16 protein-coding genes are annotated in these 17790 nt (G+C 72.2%); 5 read left to right on the forward strand and 11 right to left on the reverse strand.

Features of this window, described 5'->3' with window-relative positions:
* Positions 1-69 precede the first annotated feature (69 nt).
* Entirely contained in the window at positions 70-741 is a 672-nt protein-coding gene (nucS, locus tag ACGFYH_RS28015) for an endonuclease NucS (protein ID WP_393805956.1), read from the reverse strand.
* 279 nt (positions 742-1020) lie between these two features.
* Between nucS and ACGFYH_RS28020 the strand changes: the two genes are divergently transcribed.
* On the forward strand, positions 1021-1413 hold the full coding sequence (locus ACGFYH_RS28020) for an SCO5389 family protein (protein WP_393805957.1): 393 nt from the start codon (positions 1021-1023) through the stop codon (positions 1411-1413).
* A 77-nt stretch (positions 1414-1490) separates the two neighbouring features.
* Here ACGFYH_RS28020 and ACGFYH_RS28025 read toward each other — a convergent pair whose 3' ends face one another.
* Complete coding sequence (locus ACGFYH_RS28025; protein WP_393805958.1) at positions 1491-2519, reverse strand: LLM class flavin-dependent oxidoreductase; 1029 nt, start codon at positions 2517-2519, stop codon at positions 1491-1493.
* Between the two features lie 255 nt (positions 2520-2774).
* On the opposite strand from ACGFYH_RS28025, the gene ACGFYH_RS28030 reads away from it, so the two are divergent.
* Positions 2775-3107, forward strand: coding sequence for an ATP/GTP-binding protein (locus ACGFYH_RS28030; RefSeq protein ID WP_393805959.1), 333 nt, complete (start codon positions 2775-2777; stop codon positions 3105-3107).
* A 20-nt stretch (positions 3108-3127) separates the two neighbouring features.
* On the opposite strand, the gene ACGFYH_RS28035 is transcribed toward ACGFYH_RS28030, so the two are convergent.
* From ACGFYH_RS28035 to mce, 7 genes are all read right to left on the reverse strand, one after another.
* Positions 3128-3997, reverse strand: a complete 870-nt coding sequence (locus ACGFYH_RS28035) for an ABC transporter permease (protein ID WP_393805960.1) — start codon at positions 3995-3997, stop codon at positions 3128-3130.
* Positions 3994-5301, reverse strand: a complete 1308-nt coding sequence (locus ACGFYH_RS28040; RefSeq protein WP_393805961.1) for an ABC transporter ATP-binding protein — start codon at positions 5299-5301, stop codon at positions 3994-3996. Before ACGFYH_RS28040 ends, ACGFYH_RS28035 begins: the two co-directional genes overlap by 4 nt.
* Before the next feature lie 121 nt (positions 5302-5422).
* On the reverse strand, positions 5423-6199 hold the full coding sequence (locus tag ACGFYH_RS28045) for an ABC transporter permease (protein WP_393805962.1): 777 nt from the start codon (positions 6197-6199) through the stop codon (positions 5423-5425).
* Positions 6196-7182 (reverse strand): ABC transporter ATP-binding protein, encoded by a 987-nt coding sequence (locus tag ACGFYH_RS28050; protein WP_393805963.1) that lies wholly within the window; start codon positions 7180-7182, stop codon positions 6196-6198. The genes ACGFYH_RS28045 and ACGFYH_RS28050 overlap by 4 nt, the downstream gene beginning before the upstream one ends.
* A gap of 96 nt (positions 7183-7278) precedes the next feature.
* Complete coding sequence (locus ACGFYH_RS28055) at positions 7279-8211, reverse strand: cellulose-binding protein (RefSeq protein WP_393805964.1); 933 nt, start codon at positions 8209-8211, stop codon at positions 7279-7281.
* Positions 8212-8418: 207 nt separating this feature from the next.
* Positions 8419-12399, reverse strand: coding sequence for a polarized growth protein Scy (gene scy / locus ACGFYH_RS28060; protein WP_393805965.1), 3981 nt, complete (start codon positions 12397-12399; stop codon positions 8419-8421).
* 233 nt (positions 12400-12632) lie between these two features.
* Positions 12633-13073, reverse strand: a complete 441-nt coding sequence (gene mce / locus ACGFYH_RS28065) for a methylmalonyl-CoA epimerase (protein WP_393805966.1) — start codon at positions 13071-13073, stop codon at positions 12633-12635.
* Positions 13074-13222: 149 nt separating this feature from the next.
* On the opposite strand from mce, the gene ACGFYH_RS28070 reads away from it, so the two are divergent.
* Together ACGFYH_RS28070 and meaB are read left to right on the forward strand one after the other, a co-directional pair.
* On the forward strand, positions 13223-14464 hold the full coding sequence (locus ACGFYH_RS28070; protein WP_393805967.1) for an acetyl-CoA C-acetyltransferase: 1242 nt from the start codon (positions 13223-13225) through the stop codon (positions 14462-14464).
* Positions 14465-14519: 55 nt separating this feature from the next.
* Positions 14520-15476: a methylmalonyl Co-A mutase-associated GTPase MeaB gene (gene meaB / locus ACGFYH_RS28075; protein ID WP_393805968.1), complete on the forward strand. Its 957-nt coding sequence runs from the start codon at positions 14520-14522 to the stop codon at positions 15474-15476.
* 246 nt (positions 15477-15722) lie between these two features.
* Here meaB and ACGFYH_RS28080 read toward each other — a convergent pair whose 3' ends face one another.
* Positions 15723-16088, reverse strand: coding sequence for a PepSY domain-containing protein (locus tag ACGFYH_RS28080; protein ID WP_393805969.1), 366 nt, complete (start codon positions 16086-16088; stop codon positions 15723-15725).
* A gap of 53 nt (positions 16089-16141) precedes the next feature.
* Here ACGFYH_RS28080 and ACGFYH_RS28085 point away from each other — a divergent pair, with 53 nt between their 5' ends.
* Entirely contained in the window at positions 16142-17245 is a 1104-nt protein-coding gene (locus ACGFYH_RS28085; protein ID WP_393805995.1) for a sensor histidine kinase, read from the forward strand.
* 34 nt (positions 17246-17279) lie between these two features.
* On the opposite strand, the gene ACGFYH_RS28090 is transcribed toward ACGFYH_RS28085, so the two are convergent.
* On the reverse strand, positions 17280-17756 hold the full coding sequence (locus tag ACGFYH_RS28090; RefSeq protein WP_393805970.1) for a MarR family winged helix-turn-helix transcriptional regulator: 477 nt from the start codon (positions 17754-17756) through the stop codon (positions 17280-17282).
* Positions 17757-17790: the final 34 nt, after the last annotated feature.

The following is a 17790-nucleotide window of genomic DNA, read 5'->3' on the forward strand; positions in this document are numbered from 1 at the left end:
GCGAACAGCGAAGGAGGGCCGGGTCCGCCACACGGCCCCGGCCCTCCCCACGCCGTACGTGACGCGCCCTCAGAACAGCCGCAGCTTGTCGTCCTCGATGCCCCGCAGGGCGTTGTAGTCCAGCACCTGGCAGCCGATGCCGCGGTCCGTGGCCAGCACGCGCGCCTGCGGCTTGATCTCCTGGGCGGCGAAGACGCCGCGTACCGGGGCGAGATGCGGATCGCGGTTCAACAACTCCAGGTAGCGCGTGAGTTGTTCCACGCCGTCGATCTCACCGCGCCGCTTGATCTCGACCGCGACGGTCCCGCCCCGGGCGTCACGGCACAGGATGTCGACGGGGCCGATGGCGGTCATGTACTCGCGGCGGATGAGCGTGTAACCCTCGCCCAGGGTGTCGATGCGGTCGGCGAGCAGCTCCTGGAGGTGTGCTTCCACGCCGTCCTTGATCAGGCCGGGATCGACGCCCAGTTCGTGCGAGGAGTCGTGGAGGATCTCCTCCATCGTGAGGATGAGCTTCTCGCCCGCCTTGTTGACGACGGTCCAGACGCCCTCCTCCTCGCCCGAACCCTCCTTCAGCGTGCAGGGCGGCGACATCCAGTTGAGGGGCTTGTAGGCCCGGTCGTCGGCGTGGATCGAGACGCTGCCGTCCGCCTTGACCAGGATCAGCCGGGGAGCCGAGGGCAGGTGGGCGGTGAGCCGCCCGGCGTAGTCGACGGAGCAGCGGGCAATGACGAGACGCATGGTCGGCAACGCTACTCGACGTGCCCGGCCCCACGCGATCCGCCCGTACCCGGGCGGCCACGAGGCTGTCCCACTTCTCCCAATGACCCCGTCTTGCGCACTGGCCGATTGTGGGCCTACCGGATGGTGTCCATCTGGGCATTCTCCTGGTGCGGTCACGATCGGTTGCTTACGGTATTGAACGGGAGGTCGTGAACTGTGTACGCAGCGTGTTCAACATCGCGCACTCCCTTAACTGTCCGGCAACCCCTGCTGGTCGGGGGTGCGAGAGGAGAACCCATGTCGCTCGACGTCTCACCGGCCCTACTCGAACAGGCCGAGCGAGGCGAGGTCGACGAAGCAGAATTCGTCGACTGCGTCCGGACTTCCCTGCCCTACGCATGGGAGATGGTCAGCTCCCTGGTGGCACAGCTGAAGGTCGACGGCGGAGCGTTCGCCGACAACCAGACGCCCCCGCCGGACGAGCAGGCGCGCGGTCAGCTGCTGCGTGCGCTCGCGAGTGACGCCATACGCGGTGCACTGCAGCGGCACTTCGGGGTGCGGCTGGCCTTCCAGAACTGCCACCGGGTGGCGGTGTTCCCGTTGGACTCCTCCGTCGACGAGACGCTGACCCGCTTCACCTCGGTGCGCAGCCAGGTGCTGAACCAGTCTCCCGAATTCCGGGACTGCTGACCCGAGTCGTCCGCTTGCCGCTCCGTACGCGGGAGGTGCAGTTCTGTACCGGAGCGGCAAGCTCCCCGCCCACTGCCTCAGCGGAGCTGGGGGAGTACCTCGGCCCCGAGCCGTCGCACGTTCTCCACGGTCGCCGCGAGGTCTCCGGACCCCTCGACGAGCAGGGCGAACCGGGAGATGCCGGTCCGCTCGCCGGTCGCCACCAGCCGGTCCGCGCACAGCCGGGGCGTGCCCACCGGGTGCAGCCCGCAGAGCAGCTCGGTGTACGCGTGCGGGTCGCGCGTCTGCCGGGTCCGGCCGTCCACCGTGACATGGGCGCCCAGTCCCTGCCGCAGCCAGCCCGGCATCGTCTTGAGCAGGGTCTCCACCGCCTCCGTGCGCCGGTCCGCGATCTGGCAGACGCCGGCCGAGACGTGAGCCGCGCCGTGGATCTCCGCAGCCGTCCGCCCGGCCGCGCGGGCGTGCCGCCGCCACAGGGCGACCATCTCCGCCTTCTCCTCGTCGCCGACGTGCATCCCGAGGAGCATCGGCAGTCCCCGCTCGGCCGCCATGCGCACGCTGGACGGAGAGGTGCAGGCGACGACGACCTCGGGGCCCGGCTCCTCCGACAGGGACTCCGAGGGGCGCGGAACGACCGGCACCTCGCGGAACCGGAAGCGGTCCCCCGCAGCGCCGACGGCCGGTTCGCGCAGCCAGCGCACCAGCAGATCGAGTGACTCGGGAAACCCCTTCTCGTACGCCTCCAGGCCCGCGCCGAACACCTCCAGGTCGACCCACGGCCCGCCCCGGCCCACACCCAGCGAGAAGCGGCCGCCACTCGTGACGTGCAGCAGCGCGGCCTGCTCACCGAGCGCCACGGGGTGGACGGTGGGCAGCACGCTGACCGCGGTGCCGACCCGGATGCGCCGCGTGCGGCCCAGCAGCAACGCGGCCAGCGTCACCGCCGACGGACACGTGCCGTACGGCACGAAGTGGTGTTCGGCCAGCCAGACCGTGTCGAGCCCGGCCTCCTCGGCGACCTCGGCCGAGCGGACCGCGCGGTGCAGCGCCTCCCCCTGACCCTGCCCCGGGAACTGGGCCCCCAGCACGAAACTTCCTACGCGCATTGCCTTTTCCTGCTTCCTCGGCCCCGACGCGGAGCTCCCCCACAGGGCATAACCGTCTGACACGTGCCGAGGACACGGCCGGGCGGGGAGATTTGCGGATTGTCTGCAGAATCGGCCGTTGTGGGAGGGCGCGTGGGCCGGGACCCGGACCCCGGTACGGGGGAGTTGCGCGGTTTGGCGGTGTACGGGTACCCCTGTCCGTGCCGCGTAGGCTTGATGCCGCCCTGCTTCCTGTATAGCTCCGTGAGGTGTCCCGTGTCCCCGCGTCGCAACCGACCGAAGGGAGCCGGCCCGTCCGGCCGGAGCGCCGAGGAGGACGGCTCCGGCCGCTACGGCGGCTGGCAGTCCGCGGAGAGCTGGCGGGGCGAGGAGTGGACCGTACGGCACGTGGCGGGTGCGAGCGCGCAGGGGAAGTCGTACCGCTGCCCCGGCTGCGACCAGTTGATCCCGGACGGCGTCCCGCACGTGGTGGCCTGGCCGGCGCACTCGGGCGTCGACGACCGCCGGCACTGGCACAAGGCGTGCTGGAACGCGAAGGACCGCCGCACCACCAGGGTGCAGCGGTCCCGCAACGCGCCGAGGTTCTGACCGCGCCGGTCGCGGGCGGCTCAGACGTCCCGCTTCTCCAGCAGGGTGAAGGCGGCGGCGAACGCGGCCGCCGTCACGCCGAGGACGATCCACAGCGGGTCCCAGCCCGAGGGCCCGGAATCGGACAGCGAGTTGGCGTAGAAGATGCTCAGCTGGTTCGGGATCGAGTACTCGAACAGGGCCTGCTGCACGTCCTTGAGCGACTCCGAGAACATGAACAGCGCGATCACCAGCGGGGCGAGCAGGATGCCGATCATGATGGTGATCGCGCCCGCCGAGTGCCGGATGATGGAGCCCATGGCCAGCGACAGCAGCCCGAGCAGCGCGACGTAGAGCGAGACGCCGACGGTGCCCTTCAGCCAGTCCGCGCCGGTCGGGCTCTCCGCCCCGTTGCCCTCCAGCATGGACACGTGGGCCAGCCCGACCAGCGTCGCGGACACCAGGGTGACCACGAACGCCACCAGGAAGAAGACGACGCCCTTCGCCGCGAGCACCCGGCCGCGGCTCGGGCAGGCGGTCATCGTCGGACGGATCATGCCCGTGCCGTACTCCGAGGCGGTGGTCAGCACGCCGAGCGTGATCACGCACATGCTGCCGAGCAGCAGCCCGAAGAAGCCGAGGCTCAGCGCACTCTCACCGGCCAGGTCGGAGGACGAGTTCGCCACGATCACACCGGTCAGCAGCCCGATGCCGACGACCAGCAGGACGAACACGCCCAGCGTCCACATCGTCGAACGCACCGACTTGATCTTCGTCCACTCCGAGGCCAGCGCGTGCACCAGGTTCGTGCGCACCACCGGGATCGGCGACGTGTAGGTCGGGTGCGGCGAACCGGGCGCCGCGTGCCAGTCGGGCGCGGCCTGCTGGGTCGGGGGCTGGGGCGTGCTCATCGGGCGTCCTCGGGCTTGGTCGGGTCGGTGACGGGCGCGGAGGCGGGCGCGGGGGCGGGCGCGGGGGCCGCGGCGGGCGGTGCCGGGGCCGCGGCGGGCGGCTGAGGTGTCGGCGGGGCCTGCGGCGGCTGCTGTGCCGCGTACGGGTTGGCCGGCCGCCCGCCCGTCGGCTGTCCGCCCGGTACCGCGCCGGGGGGCACCGGGGCGCCGTACGGTCCCGCCGGAGCCTGCTCCGGGGCGCCCTGCGGCGCCTGCGGCGCGGCGAAGGGCTGACCGCCCTGCTGGGGCGGCGGCGGGGCGTACCAGCCGGGCTGGCCCTGACCGGCCACCGGCATCGGCGGCTGCGCGCCGGGCGGCAGGGGCTGCTGGAGCCCTGCCTTCTGGTCGGCGGTCGACCGGTAGTCCACGGCGCCCTGCGTCATCCGCATGTACGCCTCCTCCAGCGAGGCCTGGTGCGGCGACAGCTCCCACAGCCGTACGTCGCCCTCGTGCGCGATGTCGCTGATCCGGGGCAGCGCCAGACCCGTCACCCGCAGCGCGCCGTCCTGCTCGGGCAGCACGTGGCCGCCCGCCTCGGTCAGCGCGGAGGTCAGCTTCTCGCGCAGCTGCGGCTCGGTGTCCGGCGTCCGCACGCGGGCGAAGTCGGCGGAGTTGGCCGAGATGAAGTCCGTCACGCTCATGTCCGCGAGCAGCCGGCCGCGCCCGATGACGATCAGGTGGTCGGCGGTCAGCGCCATCTCGCTCATCAGGTGCGAGGAGACGAAGACGGTACGGCCCTCCGCCGCGAGCGCCTTCATCAGGTTGCGGACCCAGTGGATGCCCTCCGGGTCGAGGCCGTTGACCGGCTCGTCGAAGAGCAGCACCTGGGGGTCGCCGAGCAGTGCCGCGGCGATGCCGAGCCGCTGGCCCATGCCGAGGGAGAAGCCCTTGGAGCGCCGCTTGGCCACGTCCTGGAGGCCCACCACGCCGAGCACCTCGTCCACCCGCCGGGCCGGGATGCCGGAGAGCTGGGCGAGGCTCAGCAGGTGGTTGCGGGCGGACCGGCCGCCGTGCACCGCCTTGGCGTCCAGCAGCGCCCCGACGTGCCGCGCGGCGTTCGGCAGCCTGCGGTACGGGTGGCCGCCGATCGTCACGTGCCCCGCGGTGGGGTTGTCCAGGCCGAGGATCATGCGCATCGTCGTCGACTTGCCCGAGCCGTTGGGCCCCAGGAAGCCGGTGACGGCGCCCGGCCGCACCTGGAAGGAGAGGTTGTACACAGCGGTCTTGTCGCCGTAGCGCTTGGTCAGGCCGACAGCCTCGATCATGCTCCGCACCCATCGGAAGGTTCAGGACAGCAGGGCGCACGCCCCCGTAAGGGTTAGGAGGATATCCGGGCGCTGACGGTTCCGTTCAAGCCCGGGCAAAATCCGATCCCGAACGCTCCTCCTAGGCATCCCGCCTCTTCAGGACCGCGTATCCGCCGAGGAGCGCCGCGATCACCCACAGGGCCATGATCCCGAGACCGCCCCACGGCCCGTACGGCACGTCGTCGTCGATCGGCGTGACCACCTGCATAATTTTACTGCCGGCCTGGTCGGGCAGGAACCGGCCGACCTTCTCCGTCGCCGGGACGTTGCCCAGGATGTTGGAGATCAGGAAGAAGAACGGCATCAGGATGCCCAGCGACAGCATCGGCGAGCGCAGCATCGCGGCGACGCCCATCGAGAACATCGCGATGAGGGTCATGTAGAGGCCGCCGCCGATCACCGCGCGGAGCACTCCCGGATCACCGATCGACGCCTTGAGGTCGCCGAGCATCGCCTGTCCGAGGAAGAACGTGGCGAAGCTCGTGACCATGGCCACGGCCAGGGCGAGCCCCGTGGCCACCGCGATCTTGCTGAACAGGAAGGTGCCGCGCCGGGGCACCGCGGCCAGCGAGGTGCGGATCATGCCGGAGCTGTACTCGTTGCCCACGACCAGGACCCCGAACACGATCATCGCCAGCTGGCCGAGGCTGGTCCCGGCGAAGCTGATGAAGGTCGGGTCGAAGGAGAGCCTGTCCCGCTCGCTCATGTCGCCGAACTCGTTCTTCGACAGCGCCGAGATCAGCATGCCGAGGGCGATGGTGACGACCACGGCGAGGCTCAGCGTCCACACCGTGGACGCGACCGACCGGATCTTGGTCCACTCGGACCGGACGACCTGTGTCGCCGCCATGCTCATCCCCTCTTCCAGTCGCTGCCCCACTGCTGCCGCGGAGGCGGTTGCTGCGGTTGCTGCTGCACCGCGCCGGGCGGCTGTCCGCCGTGGGCGTGATACTCGACGGACTCCGCGGTCAGCTGCATGAACGCCTCCTCCAGCGAGGCTCGCTGCGGGCTCAGCTCGTGCAGCACGATCCGGTGCCGCGCCGCCAGCTCGCCGACGGCCTCCGACTTGTCGCCGTCCACCTCCAGGACCCCGTCACCCCTCTCGACGACCGTGACACCGTCATCGTGCAGCGCGTCGAGCAGCTGTTCGCGCTGCGGGGTACGGATCCGGACGTAACTGCGCGAGTTCTCCTCGATGAACTCGGCCATCGACGTGTCCGCCAGCAGCCTGCCCTGGCCGATGACCACCAGGTGGTCGGCGGTCAGCGCCATCTCGCTCATCAGATGGGAGGAGACGAAGACCGTGCGGCCCTGGGAGGCCAGCGTCTTCATCAGGTTGCGGATCCAGTGGATGCCCTCGGGGTCGAGGCCGTTGACCGGCTCGTCGAACATCAGGATCCGCGGGTCGCCGAGCAGCGCGCCGGCGATGCCGAGCCGCTGGCCCATGCCGAGGGAGAAGCCCTTGGTCTTCTTCCGGGCCACCGCCGACAGCCCGACCGTGTCCAGGACCTCGCGTACCCGGCTCGCCGGGATGCCGTTGCTCTGCGCGAGGCACAGCAGGTGGTTGTAGGCACTGCGCCCGCCGTGCCAGGCCTTGGCCTCAAGCAGCGCGCCGATGTACGTCAGCGGGTCCTTGAGCTGCTCGTAGTGCTTGCCGTCGATCCGGACGTCCCCGGCGCTGGGCCGGTCCAGGCCCAGCACCATCCGCATGGTGGTCGACTTGCCCGCGCCGTTGGGGCCGAGAAACCCCGTGATGATGCCGGGTCTGACGGTGAATGAGAGATTGTTGACCGCCACCTTCTCGCCGTACCGCTTGGTCAGCCCCTCGAGCTCGATCATGGCGCCCACGCTAGAACGTGACGAGGCCTTCTGCCACCCCGGTGACAGAAGGCCTCGCACTCGTTCCGCAGGGTGCTCGCCCGGCGTGCGACCGCGTCAGCGGGACTGCTGGGCCGGGACGCCGCGGGAGACCGACTCGTCCTCGGCCGACGAACCGGCGGCCACCGCGGCGCCCGTGAGGGACGCCAGCATCTCGCGCACGTTGGTCAGCTGCGCGTTGATGGAGTCGCGGCGGTTCGTGAGGGCGGCCAGCTCGCGCTCCGATTCCGAACGGATCCGGTCGGCCTTGGCGTTGGCGTCGGCCACGATGTCCTCGGACTGGCGCTGCGCCGTCTCGACGGTCTGGCGGGCCCGGCGCTCGGCGTCCGTGCGCAGCTTCTCCGCCTCCAGGCGCAGCTGCTCCGCGCGGTGCTCGATCTCCGCGAGCCGCTTCTCGGCCTTGGCCTGACGGGAGGCCAGGTCGCGCTCGGACTGCTCGCGGCGCTTGGCGAGGTTCGTCTCGAAGTCGGCGGCGGCCTGCGCGGCCTTAGCGCGGGTCTCCTCGAAGAGCGCGTCCGCCTCGTCGCGCTTGGACTGCGCGTCCTTCTGCGCCTCGCTGCGCAGCTGGGAGGCGTCGCTCTTGGCCTTCTCGACGATCCGGACGCCCTCGTCCTCGGACTTGGCCTTGCGCTCCGCGGCGTACGACTCCGCGTCGTTGCGCACCTGCTGGGCGGCCGACTCGGCCAGCTCGCGGTGCTGCTCGGCAGCGCGCCGGGCCTCCTCGCGCAGGTCCTTCGCCTCTTCCTCGGCGAGGCGCAGGATCTTCTCGACCCGGGCACCGAGGCCGGCGTACGACGGCTCGGCGTCGTTGACCTGGGCCTGGGCGTTCTGGGTCTCGAGGTGGAGCTCCTCGATGCGCTTTTCCAGAGCGGTGATGCGGGCGAGAGCGCTGTCACGGTCGGAGACGAGCTTGGAGATGCGTTCGTCCACCTGAGCGCGGTCGTACCCACGCCGCACAAGCTCGAAGCCGTAGGGGGAAGTGTCGCTCATGGGGTTCCTGTCGAAAGAGACCGGGTGAGGTGATAGAGGGAATCCTAGGCGCCAATGCGGTGTGTCATCGAGCGGATGCACGTTTGATACGGAGAATGACACCTCTTTTGAGTGGCTGACCCGCGGATGGCTTGCCAAAGTTCTGGTCAACGCTCCGGGCGGGACTCGGCCAAAGGTCTCCAGGAGACACCGAATCCGCCCCAGAAGCTAGCCGTCTGACGACTTGCCACCCGAACGTGGGGCGCCCACCGTCGCTCCGGCCTTCACTCCGTTGTCCTTCGCGCTCCCGGGCGCCTCGAAGGACTCCAACGCCTCCAGCACGTCCTGCACCCGGGAGATCTCCGCGTTGATGTCCTCGCGGCGCCGCACCAGGACCTCCAGCTCGCGCTTGCCCTCGTCGACCGTGTGCCGGGCCTCCCTGACCGCCTCGGCCTTCAGCTCCTCGGCCTCGCGGACCAGGGTGGCCTTCTTCTGCTCGGCCTCCTTCAGCAGCCCCTCGGCCTTCTTGACGGCGGCGATGCGCACCTTGCCGGCTTCGGAGTTGGCCTCCGACACCAGCTCCTTGGCCTTCGCCTCCGCCTTGGCGAGCTGTTCCTCGGCGGCCTTGATGAGCGCGTCGCAGCGGTCGCCGGCCGACTTCATCGTCTCGGCGGCCTCGCGGCGGGCCCGCTCGTGCAGCTCCTCGATCTCGGAGGTGAGGCGCTCGCGCAGCTCCTCCGCGCGCTCCCTTATGGCGGTCGCGTCCCGGCGGGCGCCGACCAGCAGCTCGTCCGCGTCCGTACGGGCCTTCTCCACCCGGGTGTTGCCCTCGACGGTCGCCTCCGAGACGATCCGGTCGGCCTCCGTGCGGGCCGCGCCGACCATCGTGTCGGCCTGCGACTCGGCGTCCGCGGTGGCCTTCTGGGCCTGCTGCTGCGCCTCGGTGAGCAGCTTGTCGGCCTCCGCCGTGGTCTCCGTGATGAGCGTGTCGACCTGCTCGGCCGCCTCCGTGCGCCGCTTGTTGGCGTCCTTGCGGGCCTCGTCGAGGGTGCGCTCGGCCTCCTCGCGGGCGGCCGTGGTGACCCGCTCGGCCTCCGCCGCCGCCTCGGTCCGCACCCGCTCGGCCTCGGTGCGGGTCCGCTCGGCGTGCTGCCGGGCGGAACCGACGGTGTCGGCGGCCTCGGCCCGCAGCCGCTCCGCCTCCCCGGTGGCGTCCGAGACCAGCTGCTCGGCCCGGGCGCTCGCCTCGGTCCGCACCCGCTCGGCCTCGGCGATCGTCTCGGTCCGCAGGCGCTCCGCCTCGGTGGCCGCCTCGGTCAGCACCCGCTCGGCCTCGCTCGACGCCTCGGCGGTGACGCGCTCCGCCTCCGCGAGGGTCTCCGTGCGGATCCGGTCGGTCTCGGCCGCCGTCCGCGTGGTCAGCCGCTCCGCCTCGGCACGTGCCTCGGTGATCAGGGTGTCCGCCTGCGTCGCCGCGTCGGACCGGATGCGGTTGGCGTCCTCGCGGGCGTCCGCCCTGGTGCGCGCCGCGGACTGCTCGGCCTCGGCGATGGCGTCGGAGGCCTCCGTGCGCACCCGCTGGGCGTGCTCGGAGACGTCCGTGCGGATCCGGTCGGCCTCCGTGACGGCCTCGGACACGGTCCGCTCGGCCAGCGCCTTGGCGGTCTCCGTCTCCTCCCGCGCCTCGTGCCTGAGCCGTCCGGCGTCCTCGCTCGCCCGCTCCCGCTCCGCGTAGGCGTCGGCGCGGACCCGGTCCGCCTCCTCCTCGGCCTCGCGCCGGGTGCGCTCCGCCGCGTGCTCGGCGGCACTGCGCAGTCCGGTGATCTCCTCCTGGGCCTGCTCGTGCAGACCGGCGACCGACTCCCGGACCTGCTGCGCGTGCTGCTCGGCGGCCGACACCATCTCGGTGGCGCGCCGGTCGGCCTCCTCGACCAGCCGGGTCGCCTCGGCCTGCGCCTCCTCCACGCGGTTGCGCGCCGAGGCCAGCAGCTCCTCGCTCTGCTCGCGGGCCCGCTCGCGTTCCTGGTCGGCCTCCTGCCGGGCGGAGCCGAGCGTCTCCTCCGCCTCGCGGCGGCGCCGGGCGGCCTCCTCCTGGGCGGCGGCCAGCGCTTCGGACGCCTCGGCGGCGATGCGCTCGGCGGCGGTCTGCGCCTCCGCCCGCACCCGGTCGGCGCTGTCCTGCGCCTCCGACTTCAGCCGCTCCGCCTCGCTCGCCGCCTCGGACCGCAGGCGTACGGCGACGGCCTCGCCCTCCGCGCGGGAGGCGGACGCGTCGGCGGCGGCCTCGGTGCGCAGCCGCTCGGCCTCCGTCTCGGCCTGCTGCTGGAGTGCGCGGACCCGCTCGGCGGCCTCGGTGCGCAGCCGCTCGATCTCCTCGGCGGCCTCGCGGCGAATCCGCTCGCCCTCCTCGCGGGCCTCGCTCAGCGCCTCGCCGGCGGCGGTGCGGCGCTCCTCCGCCTCCGTGTGCAGCCGCGTCAGCTCCTCTGCGGCCTCCGCCTGCCGGGCCTCGACGGCGCGCTCGGTCTCCTCGCGCAGCTCGCGGGCGGCCCGTTCGGCTTCCGCCTGGAGCTCGTCGGCGCGCTCGGCGGCCTCCGCGCGGTGCCGCTCGGCCTCCGCACGGGTGCGCTCCAGGGTCTCCTCGGCCTGCCGGCGCAGGGTCGTCGCCCGCTCGATGGCCTCGGTGCGGACCTTCTCGCTGTCCGCCGTCGCGGTCTGCCTGAGCTCGTCCGCGTCCGCCTTGGCCTTGGCGAGCAGCTCCTCGGCGGTCTTCGCCGCCTCCTCGATCTGCGCCACGGCCTCCTTGCGGGCCTCGGCACGGATCTTCTCGCCCTCGGCGACCGCGTCGGCCCGCAGCTGTTCGGCCTCGCCGCGCAGCCGGCGCGCCTCCTCCTGCAGCTCGACCGTCTTGGCGCGGTACTCCTTGGTGTCGTCCTTCGCCGCGCCCTTGAGCTCCTCGGCGATGTCGTGCGCCTCGGCGCGCAGCCGGTCCGCCTCGGCCTCGGCCTCGGTGCGGATCCGCTCGGCCTCCTCGGTGGCGGCCTTCGTGGTCCGCTTGGCGTCCTCAGACGCCTTGTTCAGCACGTCCTCGGCGGTCTTGGCCGCCTTGGACAGCTGGGTGGCCGACTCCTCGGCGGTGATCGTGCGGGCCTTCTCGGCGGCCTCGGCGACGATCTTCTCGGCCTCGGCGCGGGCGTCCGCGACCACCTGCTCGGCCTCGGACCTGGTGTTCTCGGCGTCCTTGGTGGCCTCGCCCACCAGCCGGGCCACCTGCTCCTTGGCGGTGCGGGTGCGCTGCTCGTTGGTCGCCTCGGCACCCGACAGGGCCTTGGCGGCGGCCTCCTTGGCTTCGGCGACGACCTTCTCGGCCTCGGTCTGCGCCTTGCGCAGCGCCTCCTCGGCCTCGGACATGCGCTGCTCGGCGGCCCGGCTCAGCTCCTGGACCTCGCGGCGGGTGGACTCCGACTCGGTGGCGGTGGAGGTGCGCAGCCGCTCGGCGTGGTCGGTGGCCTCCTGGGCCTGCGAGGAGGCGGCGTTCAGCAGCCGCTCCGCGTCGGTGCGGGCCCGGCGCAGGATCTGCTCGGCCTCCGCCCGGGCGCTCTCCGCGTCGCTCTGCAGCCGCCGGCGGGCCTCGGAGGTCAGCCGCTCCGCCTCGGTGCGGGCCGCGGCCAGGGCCTGCTCGGCCTCGGCGCGGGACTCGTCGAGCAGCCGGCGGGCCTGCTGCTCGGTGCGGGCACGCAGCTGCTCCGCCCAGGACACGTTCTCGTTGACGTGCGACTCGACGGTCTGCCTGCGCTCGGCCAGCTCCTGGTCGAGCTGCTGGCGGCGGGTCACCGCCTCCTGGTGCAGCTCGGCCTGGAGCCGGGCGGCCTGCTCGGCGTGCTCCTGCAGGATGCGCTGGGTCTGCGCCCGGGCCTGGCTCAGCTCCCGCTCCGCGTCGGCGCGCAGCTGGTCGGCCTGCGTCTGCGCGTTGCGCAGCAACTGCTCGGCCTGGTACCCGATGTCGCCGCCGTCGAAGGCGGGCCGGGACATGATGGTGCGCCGCGCCTCGTGCAACTTGGCGCGCAGCACCTCGACCTGGTAGCCGAGGTCCTCGGCGTGCTGGATCGCCTTTTCCCGCTCGGTCTTCAGCCGCTTCATCTCGGCCTCGAACCGAGAGAGGTGGTCGACGTCAGCCGCCGGCTCTCGCTCCTGGCTCTCGTAGCCCCGCACTGCGCGGTCCCATCCGTCCCCTGGTCGCAAATCTTCCCGAACGAGCTCCGTCCGTCCGCCGAACGGGGCCCCCGGGGAATGGTGTCAGATCAACGGCGGAGCATGTGCTGCTGCCCCGTCGTCAGCCCCCCGAAACACGACCCCGGCGATCCCGTCGTCGCGGACGACGGGACCGGGTCACCCTGGACTGAGCGGCGACCGCACCCAACCCTACCGGCCCATATGTACGAGGGTCAGTGCTCAGACGACTCAACGGCCGCCGAAGTGACCAGTTCTGTCAGTACGCCATGGCAGTCCTTGGGGTGCAGGAAGGTGATCCGCGATCCCATGGAGCCCCGCCGGGGCTCGTCGTACAGAACGCGTACGCCCTTCTCGCGGACGTCCGCGGCGTCCGCGTCCACGTCCGCCGTGCCGAAGGCGATGTGGTGGACGCCCTCGCCGTTCTTCGCCAGCCACTTCCCGACCGCGGAGTCCTCGCGGGTGGGTTCCAGGAGCTGGAGGTACGAGGCTCCTCCGTCCGACGTATCGTTGATCTTGAGCATGGCCTCACGGACCCCCTGCTCCTCGTTGACCTCGGTGTGGAACACCTCGAAGCCGTAGGTGGCACGGTAGAAGGCGACGGTCGCGTCGAGGTCGCGGCAGGCGATTCCGATGTGGTCGATTCGCGTCAGCATGAATTCAGTGCAGCGCTCCGGAGGTGGTTACGCAACGTGCGCGCGATCACACCGACAGCCCGGTGACGGGCGGGATACCGCTCAGTACATTCGAGTAAACCCTCGTTCACTCCTCGGCCTGTGCGGGCCGGAAAAGGGGACCGCAGCCCATGTCTTCTGGAACTCCTGTAACTCCCGGAACTTCCGGTACGAACGGTACGAACGGCACGACCTCCGTCATCGTCGCGGGTGCCCGCACCCCGGTGGGACGGCTGCTCGGCTCACTGAAGCCCTTCTCGGGGGCCGACCTCGGCGGCTTCGCGATCAAGGCCGCCCTCGACCGGGCGGGGATCGGCGGCGACCAGGTCCAGTACGTGATCATGGGGCAGGTGCTCCAGGCCGGTGCCGGGCAGATCCCCGCCCGCCAGGCCGCCGTGAAGGCCGGCATCCCCATGAGCGTCCCGGCGCTCACGGTCAACAAGGTCTGCCTCTCCGGCCTCGACGCCATCGCGCTCGCCGACCAGCTCATTCGCGCGGGTGAATTCGACGTGGTCGTCGCCGGCGGCCAGGAGTCCATGACCAACGCCCCGCACCTGCTGCCGAAGTCCCGCGAGGGCTACAAGTACGGCGCGGTCGAGATGATCGACGCCATGGCGTACGACGGTCTGACCGACTCCTTCGAGAACATCGCCATGGGCGAGTCGACCGAGAAGCACAACACGCGCCTCGGTATCGGGCGCGCCGCCCAGGACGAGATCGCCGCCCAGTCCCACCAGCGCGCCGCCGCCGCCCAGAAGAACGGTGTCTTCGACGCCGAGATCACCCCGGTCGGGATCCCGCAGCGCAAGGGCGACCCGGTGCTGTTCAGCAAGGACGAGGGCATCCGCGGCGACACCACCGCCGAGTCTCTGGGCAAGCTCCGCCCGGCCTTCTCCAAGGACGGCACGATCACCGCGGGCTCCGCCTCGCAGATCTCCGACGGCGCGGCGGCCGTGGTCGTCATGAGCAGGGCCAAGGCCGAGGAGCTGGGCCTGGAGTGGCTCGCGGAGATCGGCGCCCACGGCAACGTCGCGGGCCCGGACAACTCTTTGCAGTCGCAGCCCTCCCATGCCATCCAGCACGCCCTGAAGAAGGAGGGCCTGGAGGTCGGCGACCTCGACCTGATCGAGATCAACGAGGCGTTCGCGGCCGTCGCCGTCCAGTCAATGAAGGACCTGGGCGTGTCCACCGAAAAGGTGAACGTCAACGGCGGCGCCATCGCCCTGGGCCACCCGATCGGCATGTCCGGTGCCCGTCTGGTGCTGCACCTGGCGCTGGAGCTGAAGCGGCGTGGCGGCGGAGTCGGAGCGGCGGCGCTGTGCGGCGGCGGCGGCCAGGGCGACGCGCTGATCCTGCGGGTACCCGGGGCCTGACCTCGGGTCACCGGCCGACGACTCGGGTTGCGACTTCTCACTGAACGGAGCTGTGATGCAGGACGTCTCCTCACTGGTGGCCCAGGCCAGGGAAGGCCGGCCGCGGGCCGTGGCCCGGCTGATCTCCCTGGTGGAGGGGGCGTCTCCGCAGCTCAGGGAGGTCATGGAGGCGCTCGCGCCGCTGACCGGCGGGGCGTACGTGGTCGGACTGACCGGCTCGCCGGGCGTCGGCAAGTCGACGTCCACCTCGGCGCTGGTGACGGCGTACCGCAAGCAGGGCAAGCGGGTCGGTGTCCTCGCCGTCGACCCGTCCTCCCCCTTCTCCGGCGGCGCGCTGCTCGGCGACCGCGTCCGGATGTCGGAGCACGCCTCCGACCCGGGCGTCTACATCCGCTCGATGGCGACCCGCGGCCACCTCGGCGGCCTCGCCTGGGCCGCGCCGCAGGCCATCCGCGTGCTGGACGCGGCCGGGTGCGACGTCATCCTCGTGGAGACGGTGGGCGTCGGCCAGTCGGAGGTCGAGATCGCCTCCCAGGCCGACACCTCCGTCGTCCTCCTCGCCCCCGGCATGGGCGACGGCATCCAGGCGGCCAAGGCCGGAATCCTGGAGATCGGCGACGTCTACGTCGTCAACAAGGCCGACCGGGACGGCGCCGACGCGACCGCCCGCGAGCTGAACCACATGCTGGGCCTCGGCGAGGCCCGCGCCGCCGGCGACTGGCGCCCGCCCATCGTCAAGACGGTCGCGGCGCGCGGCGAGGGCGTCGACGAGGTCGTCGAGGCGCTGGAGAAGCACCGCGCGTGGATGGAGGAACGGGACGTCCTCGCCGAACGCCGCCGCGCCCGCGCCGCCCGCGAGGTCGAGACCATCGCCGTCACCACTCTGCGCGAACGCATCGGAGACCTCCACGGCGACCGCCGCCTCGGCGCCCTGGCGGAACGCATCGTCGCGGGCGAACTCGACCCGTACCGCGCGGCGGACGAACTGGTGGCGGGCCTGACGAACGGCTGACGCCGCGCCCGGAGAGCCGTGCGCCCGGCGTACCCGATCGCCGACGCGAACGCGGCGCCCGGACTCCGGGTCCGGGCAGATGCCTGGCGCGACACCGCCGTGCACACCGGGATGTCCGCCGCCGCGATGGGCCTGCTGGTGGATCGGCTGCCCCTGCCGGTGCGTTCGGCGGGGCCCGGTGCGGCCGTCGTGGCGGCCCGGTGCCGGGGCGCCGCCACGGTGGTTGCGCCAGGCGGGCGGGGCCGATCAGTCGTCGTCCGAGCCGGAGTCGCCGGAGTCGTGCGAGTCCGACCCGTGTGAGGCGGTCGTGACCTTGCCGGTCCTCAGGTGGGCCCGCCAGTCCTGCTCACCCTTGCCGGGCGCGCGCGTCTCGACCTCCCAGGCGGGCCCGCCGTCGCCCTCGCCCCCGTCGTCGTCCAGGTCCACGGAGGTCACCGTGCCCCTGCCGGCCGCTGCCTGTGCCGCCTCGGCCGCGGTGACGGAGGCGCCCCTGAGGGCGGACCGCGCCTCGGCCGTGTCCTCGCCGTCCTCCTCGTCGGTCCGCAAGGCGAGGACCTTGCCGGTGGCCGGGTCGACGCGGACGCTGTGCCGGGTGCCGTCGCCGGAAAGCACGCCGACCTCCCAGGCCGTGCGCCGCTCCCCGGGACGGGGACCGGGGCGGGGAGCTGGACGCGGAACCGGACGCGGAAGACGACGCGGAAGACGACGCGGACTACGACGACTCGCGCGAGTCCCTCGACCCCGGGGAGGTCGGCGAGCGGACCACCGTCAGCGACGGCACGGCGACGATCGACGGCGACACGGAGGACTACCGCTTCGCCGCCGTACCCGTCGAGACCCGGCGCGGTGACCGGCTCACCGTCTACGCCGGTGCCCCGCTGTCCGCCGAGCACGGCGCCGTGAACACCGCGCTGACCGTCATGCTGATCGGCTTCCCGGCGCTGCTCGCGGTCGTGGCGTGGGTCACCTGGCTGGTCACCCGGCGCGCGCTGCGCCCGGTGGAGGGCATCCGGCGGGAGATGGCCGCGATCACCGCCAGCGAGGACCTGGCCCGCCGCGTCCCGGTGCCGGGCACGCACGACGAGGTGGCCAGGCTCGCCTCGACCACCAACGAGACGCTGGCCGCCCTGGAGACCTCCGTGGAGCGGCAGCGCCGCTTCGTCGCCGACGCCTCGCACGAGCTGCGCAGCCCGATCGCCTCGCTGCGCACCCAGCTGGAGGTGGCCGCCGCCCATCCCGGGCTGCTCGGTCTCGACGGCGCGGTGCGGGACACCGTACGGCTGCAGCGGCTCGCCGCGGATCTGCTGCTGCTGGCCAGGCTGGACGCGGGGGAGCGGCCCGCCGACGCCCGGGTCGACCTGGCGGCGCTCGCGCGGGAGGCGGCCGAGGGCCGGACCGGGGTGAGTGTGCGGGGCGACGCCGCGGTGAGTGCGGCCGGATCGCCGGGCCAGCTGGGGCGGGTGCTGGCCAATCTGCTCGACAACGCCCAGCGGCACGCCCGTTCGGCGGTGGAGGTGTCCGTGCGCCGGGACGGCGACCGGGTGGTGGTCGGAGTGGCCGACGACGGCGAAGGGGTGCCGGCGGCCGACCGGGAACAGAGCTTCGAGCGGTTCGTACGGCTCGACGCCGCCCGCAGCCGCGACGACGGCGGGGCCGGCCTCGGGCTGGCCATCGCCCGCGACGTCGCCGTACGCCACGGCGGCACGCTGACGGTGCGCGACGCACCGGCAGGCGGCGCCCTGTTCGAGCTCCGCCTGCCGGGTGCCTAGACCTCCGGGAACGCCGGGGCCCGGGGGGACGTGATCAGGCGCGTCCCCGCTGCCCGCGCAGGTGTTCCGCGATGGGCTTGAGCGCCTTGTCCAGCTCCGTCAGGGTCTCCGGAGCCAGCAGGTCGATGAAGTGCCTGCGGACGGATGCCACGTGGTGCGGTGCGACCTTCCGCATCGTCTCCAGGCCGTGCTCGGTGAGAACGGCGAAGAGCCCGCGGCGGTCGGACTCGCAGTTCTCCCGCCGGACCAGGTTCGCGTTCTCCATGCGGGTGATCTGGTGGGACAGGCGGCTCTTGGACTGCATCGTGGCAGTGGCCAGGTCGCTCATCCGCATCCTGTCGTCCTCCGACTCGGAGAGGTTCACCAGGATCTCGTAGTCGTTCATTGTCAGGCCGAACGGCTGCAGGTCCTTCTCGAGCTGGTGCGTCAACAGCCTGTTGACCTCCAGGTGGGTGCGCCAAGCACACTGCTCCGTATCGGTCAGCCAGCGGGTGGCCGTCTCGGTCTCCATGAATGAAGTCTACCTAAAATGTTGAAAGGCGAAC

It is taken from the genome of Streptomyces sp. NPDC048392 (genome assembly GCF_043200575.1).
Taxonomy (GTDB): Bacteria; Actinomycetota; Actinomycetes; order Streptomycetales; family Streptomycetaceae; genus Streptomyces.

Bases quoted from the DNA above. Each gene is read 5' to 3' on its own strand.
- ACGFYH_RS28045 (WP_393805962.1), bottom strand. From the start codon at position 6,199: ATGAGCATGGCGGCGACACAGGTCGTCCGGTCCGAGTGGACCAAGATC.
- ACGFYH_RS28090 (WP_393805970.1), bottom strand. From the start codon at position 17,756: ATGGAGACCGAGACGGCCACCCGCTGGCTGACCGATACGGAGCAGTGT.
- ACGFYH_RS28040 (WP_393805961.1), bottom strand. From the start codon at position 5,301: ATGATCGAGGCTGTCGGCCTGACCAAGCGCTACGGCGACAAGACCGCT.
- meaB (WP_393805968.1), top strand. From the start codon at position 14,520: ATGCAGGACGTCTCCTCACTGGTGGCCCAGGCCAGGGAAGGCCGGCCG.
- ACGFYH_RS28050 (WP_393805963.1), bottom strand. From the start codon at position 7,182: ATGATCGAGCTCGAGGGGCTGACCAAGCGGTACGGCGAGAAGGTGGCG.
- mce (WP_393805966.1), bottom strand. From the start codon at position 13,073: ATGCTGACGCGAATCGACCACATCGGAATCGCCTGCCGCGACCTCGAC.
- nucS (WP_393805956.1), bottom strand. From the start codon at position 741: ATGCGTCTCGTCATTGCCCGCTGCTCCGTCGACTACGCCGGGCGGCTC.
- ACGFYH_RS28020 (WP_393805957.1), top strand. From the start codon at position 1,021: ATGTCGCTCGACGTCTCACCGGCCCTACTCGAACAGGCCGAGCGAGGC.
- ACGFYH_RS28025 (WP_393805958.1), bottom strand. From the start codon at position 2,519: ATGCGCGTAGGAAGTTTCGTGCTGGGGGCCCAGTTCCCGGGGCAGGGT.
- ACGFYH_RS28035 (WP_393805960.1), bottom strand. From the start codon at position 3,997: ATGAGCACGCCCCAGCCCCCGACCCAGCAGGCCGCGCCCGACTGGCAC.
- ACGFYH_RS28070 (WP_393805967.1), top strand. From the start codon at position 13,223: ATGTCTTCTGGAACTCCTGTAACTCCCGGAACTTCCGGTACGAACGGT.
- ACGFYH_RS28055 (WP_393805964.1), bottom strand. From the start codon at position 8,211: ATGAGCGACACTTCCCCCTACGGCTTCGAGCTTGTGCGGCGTGGGTAC.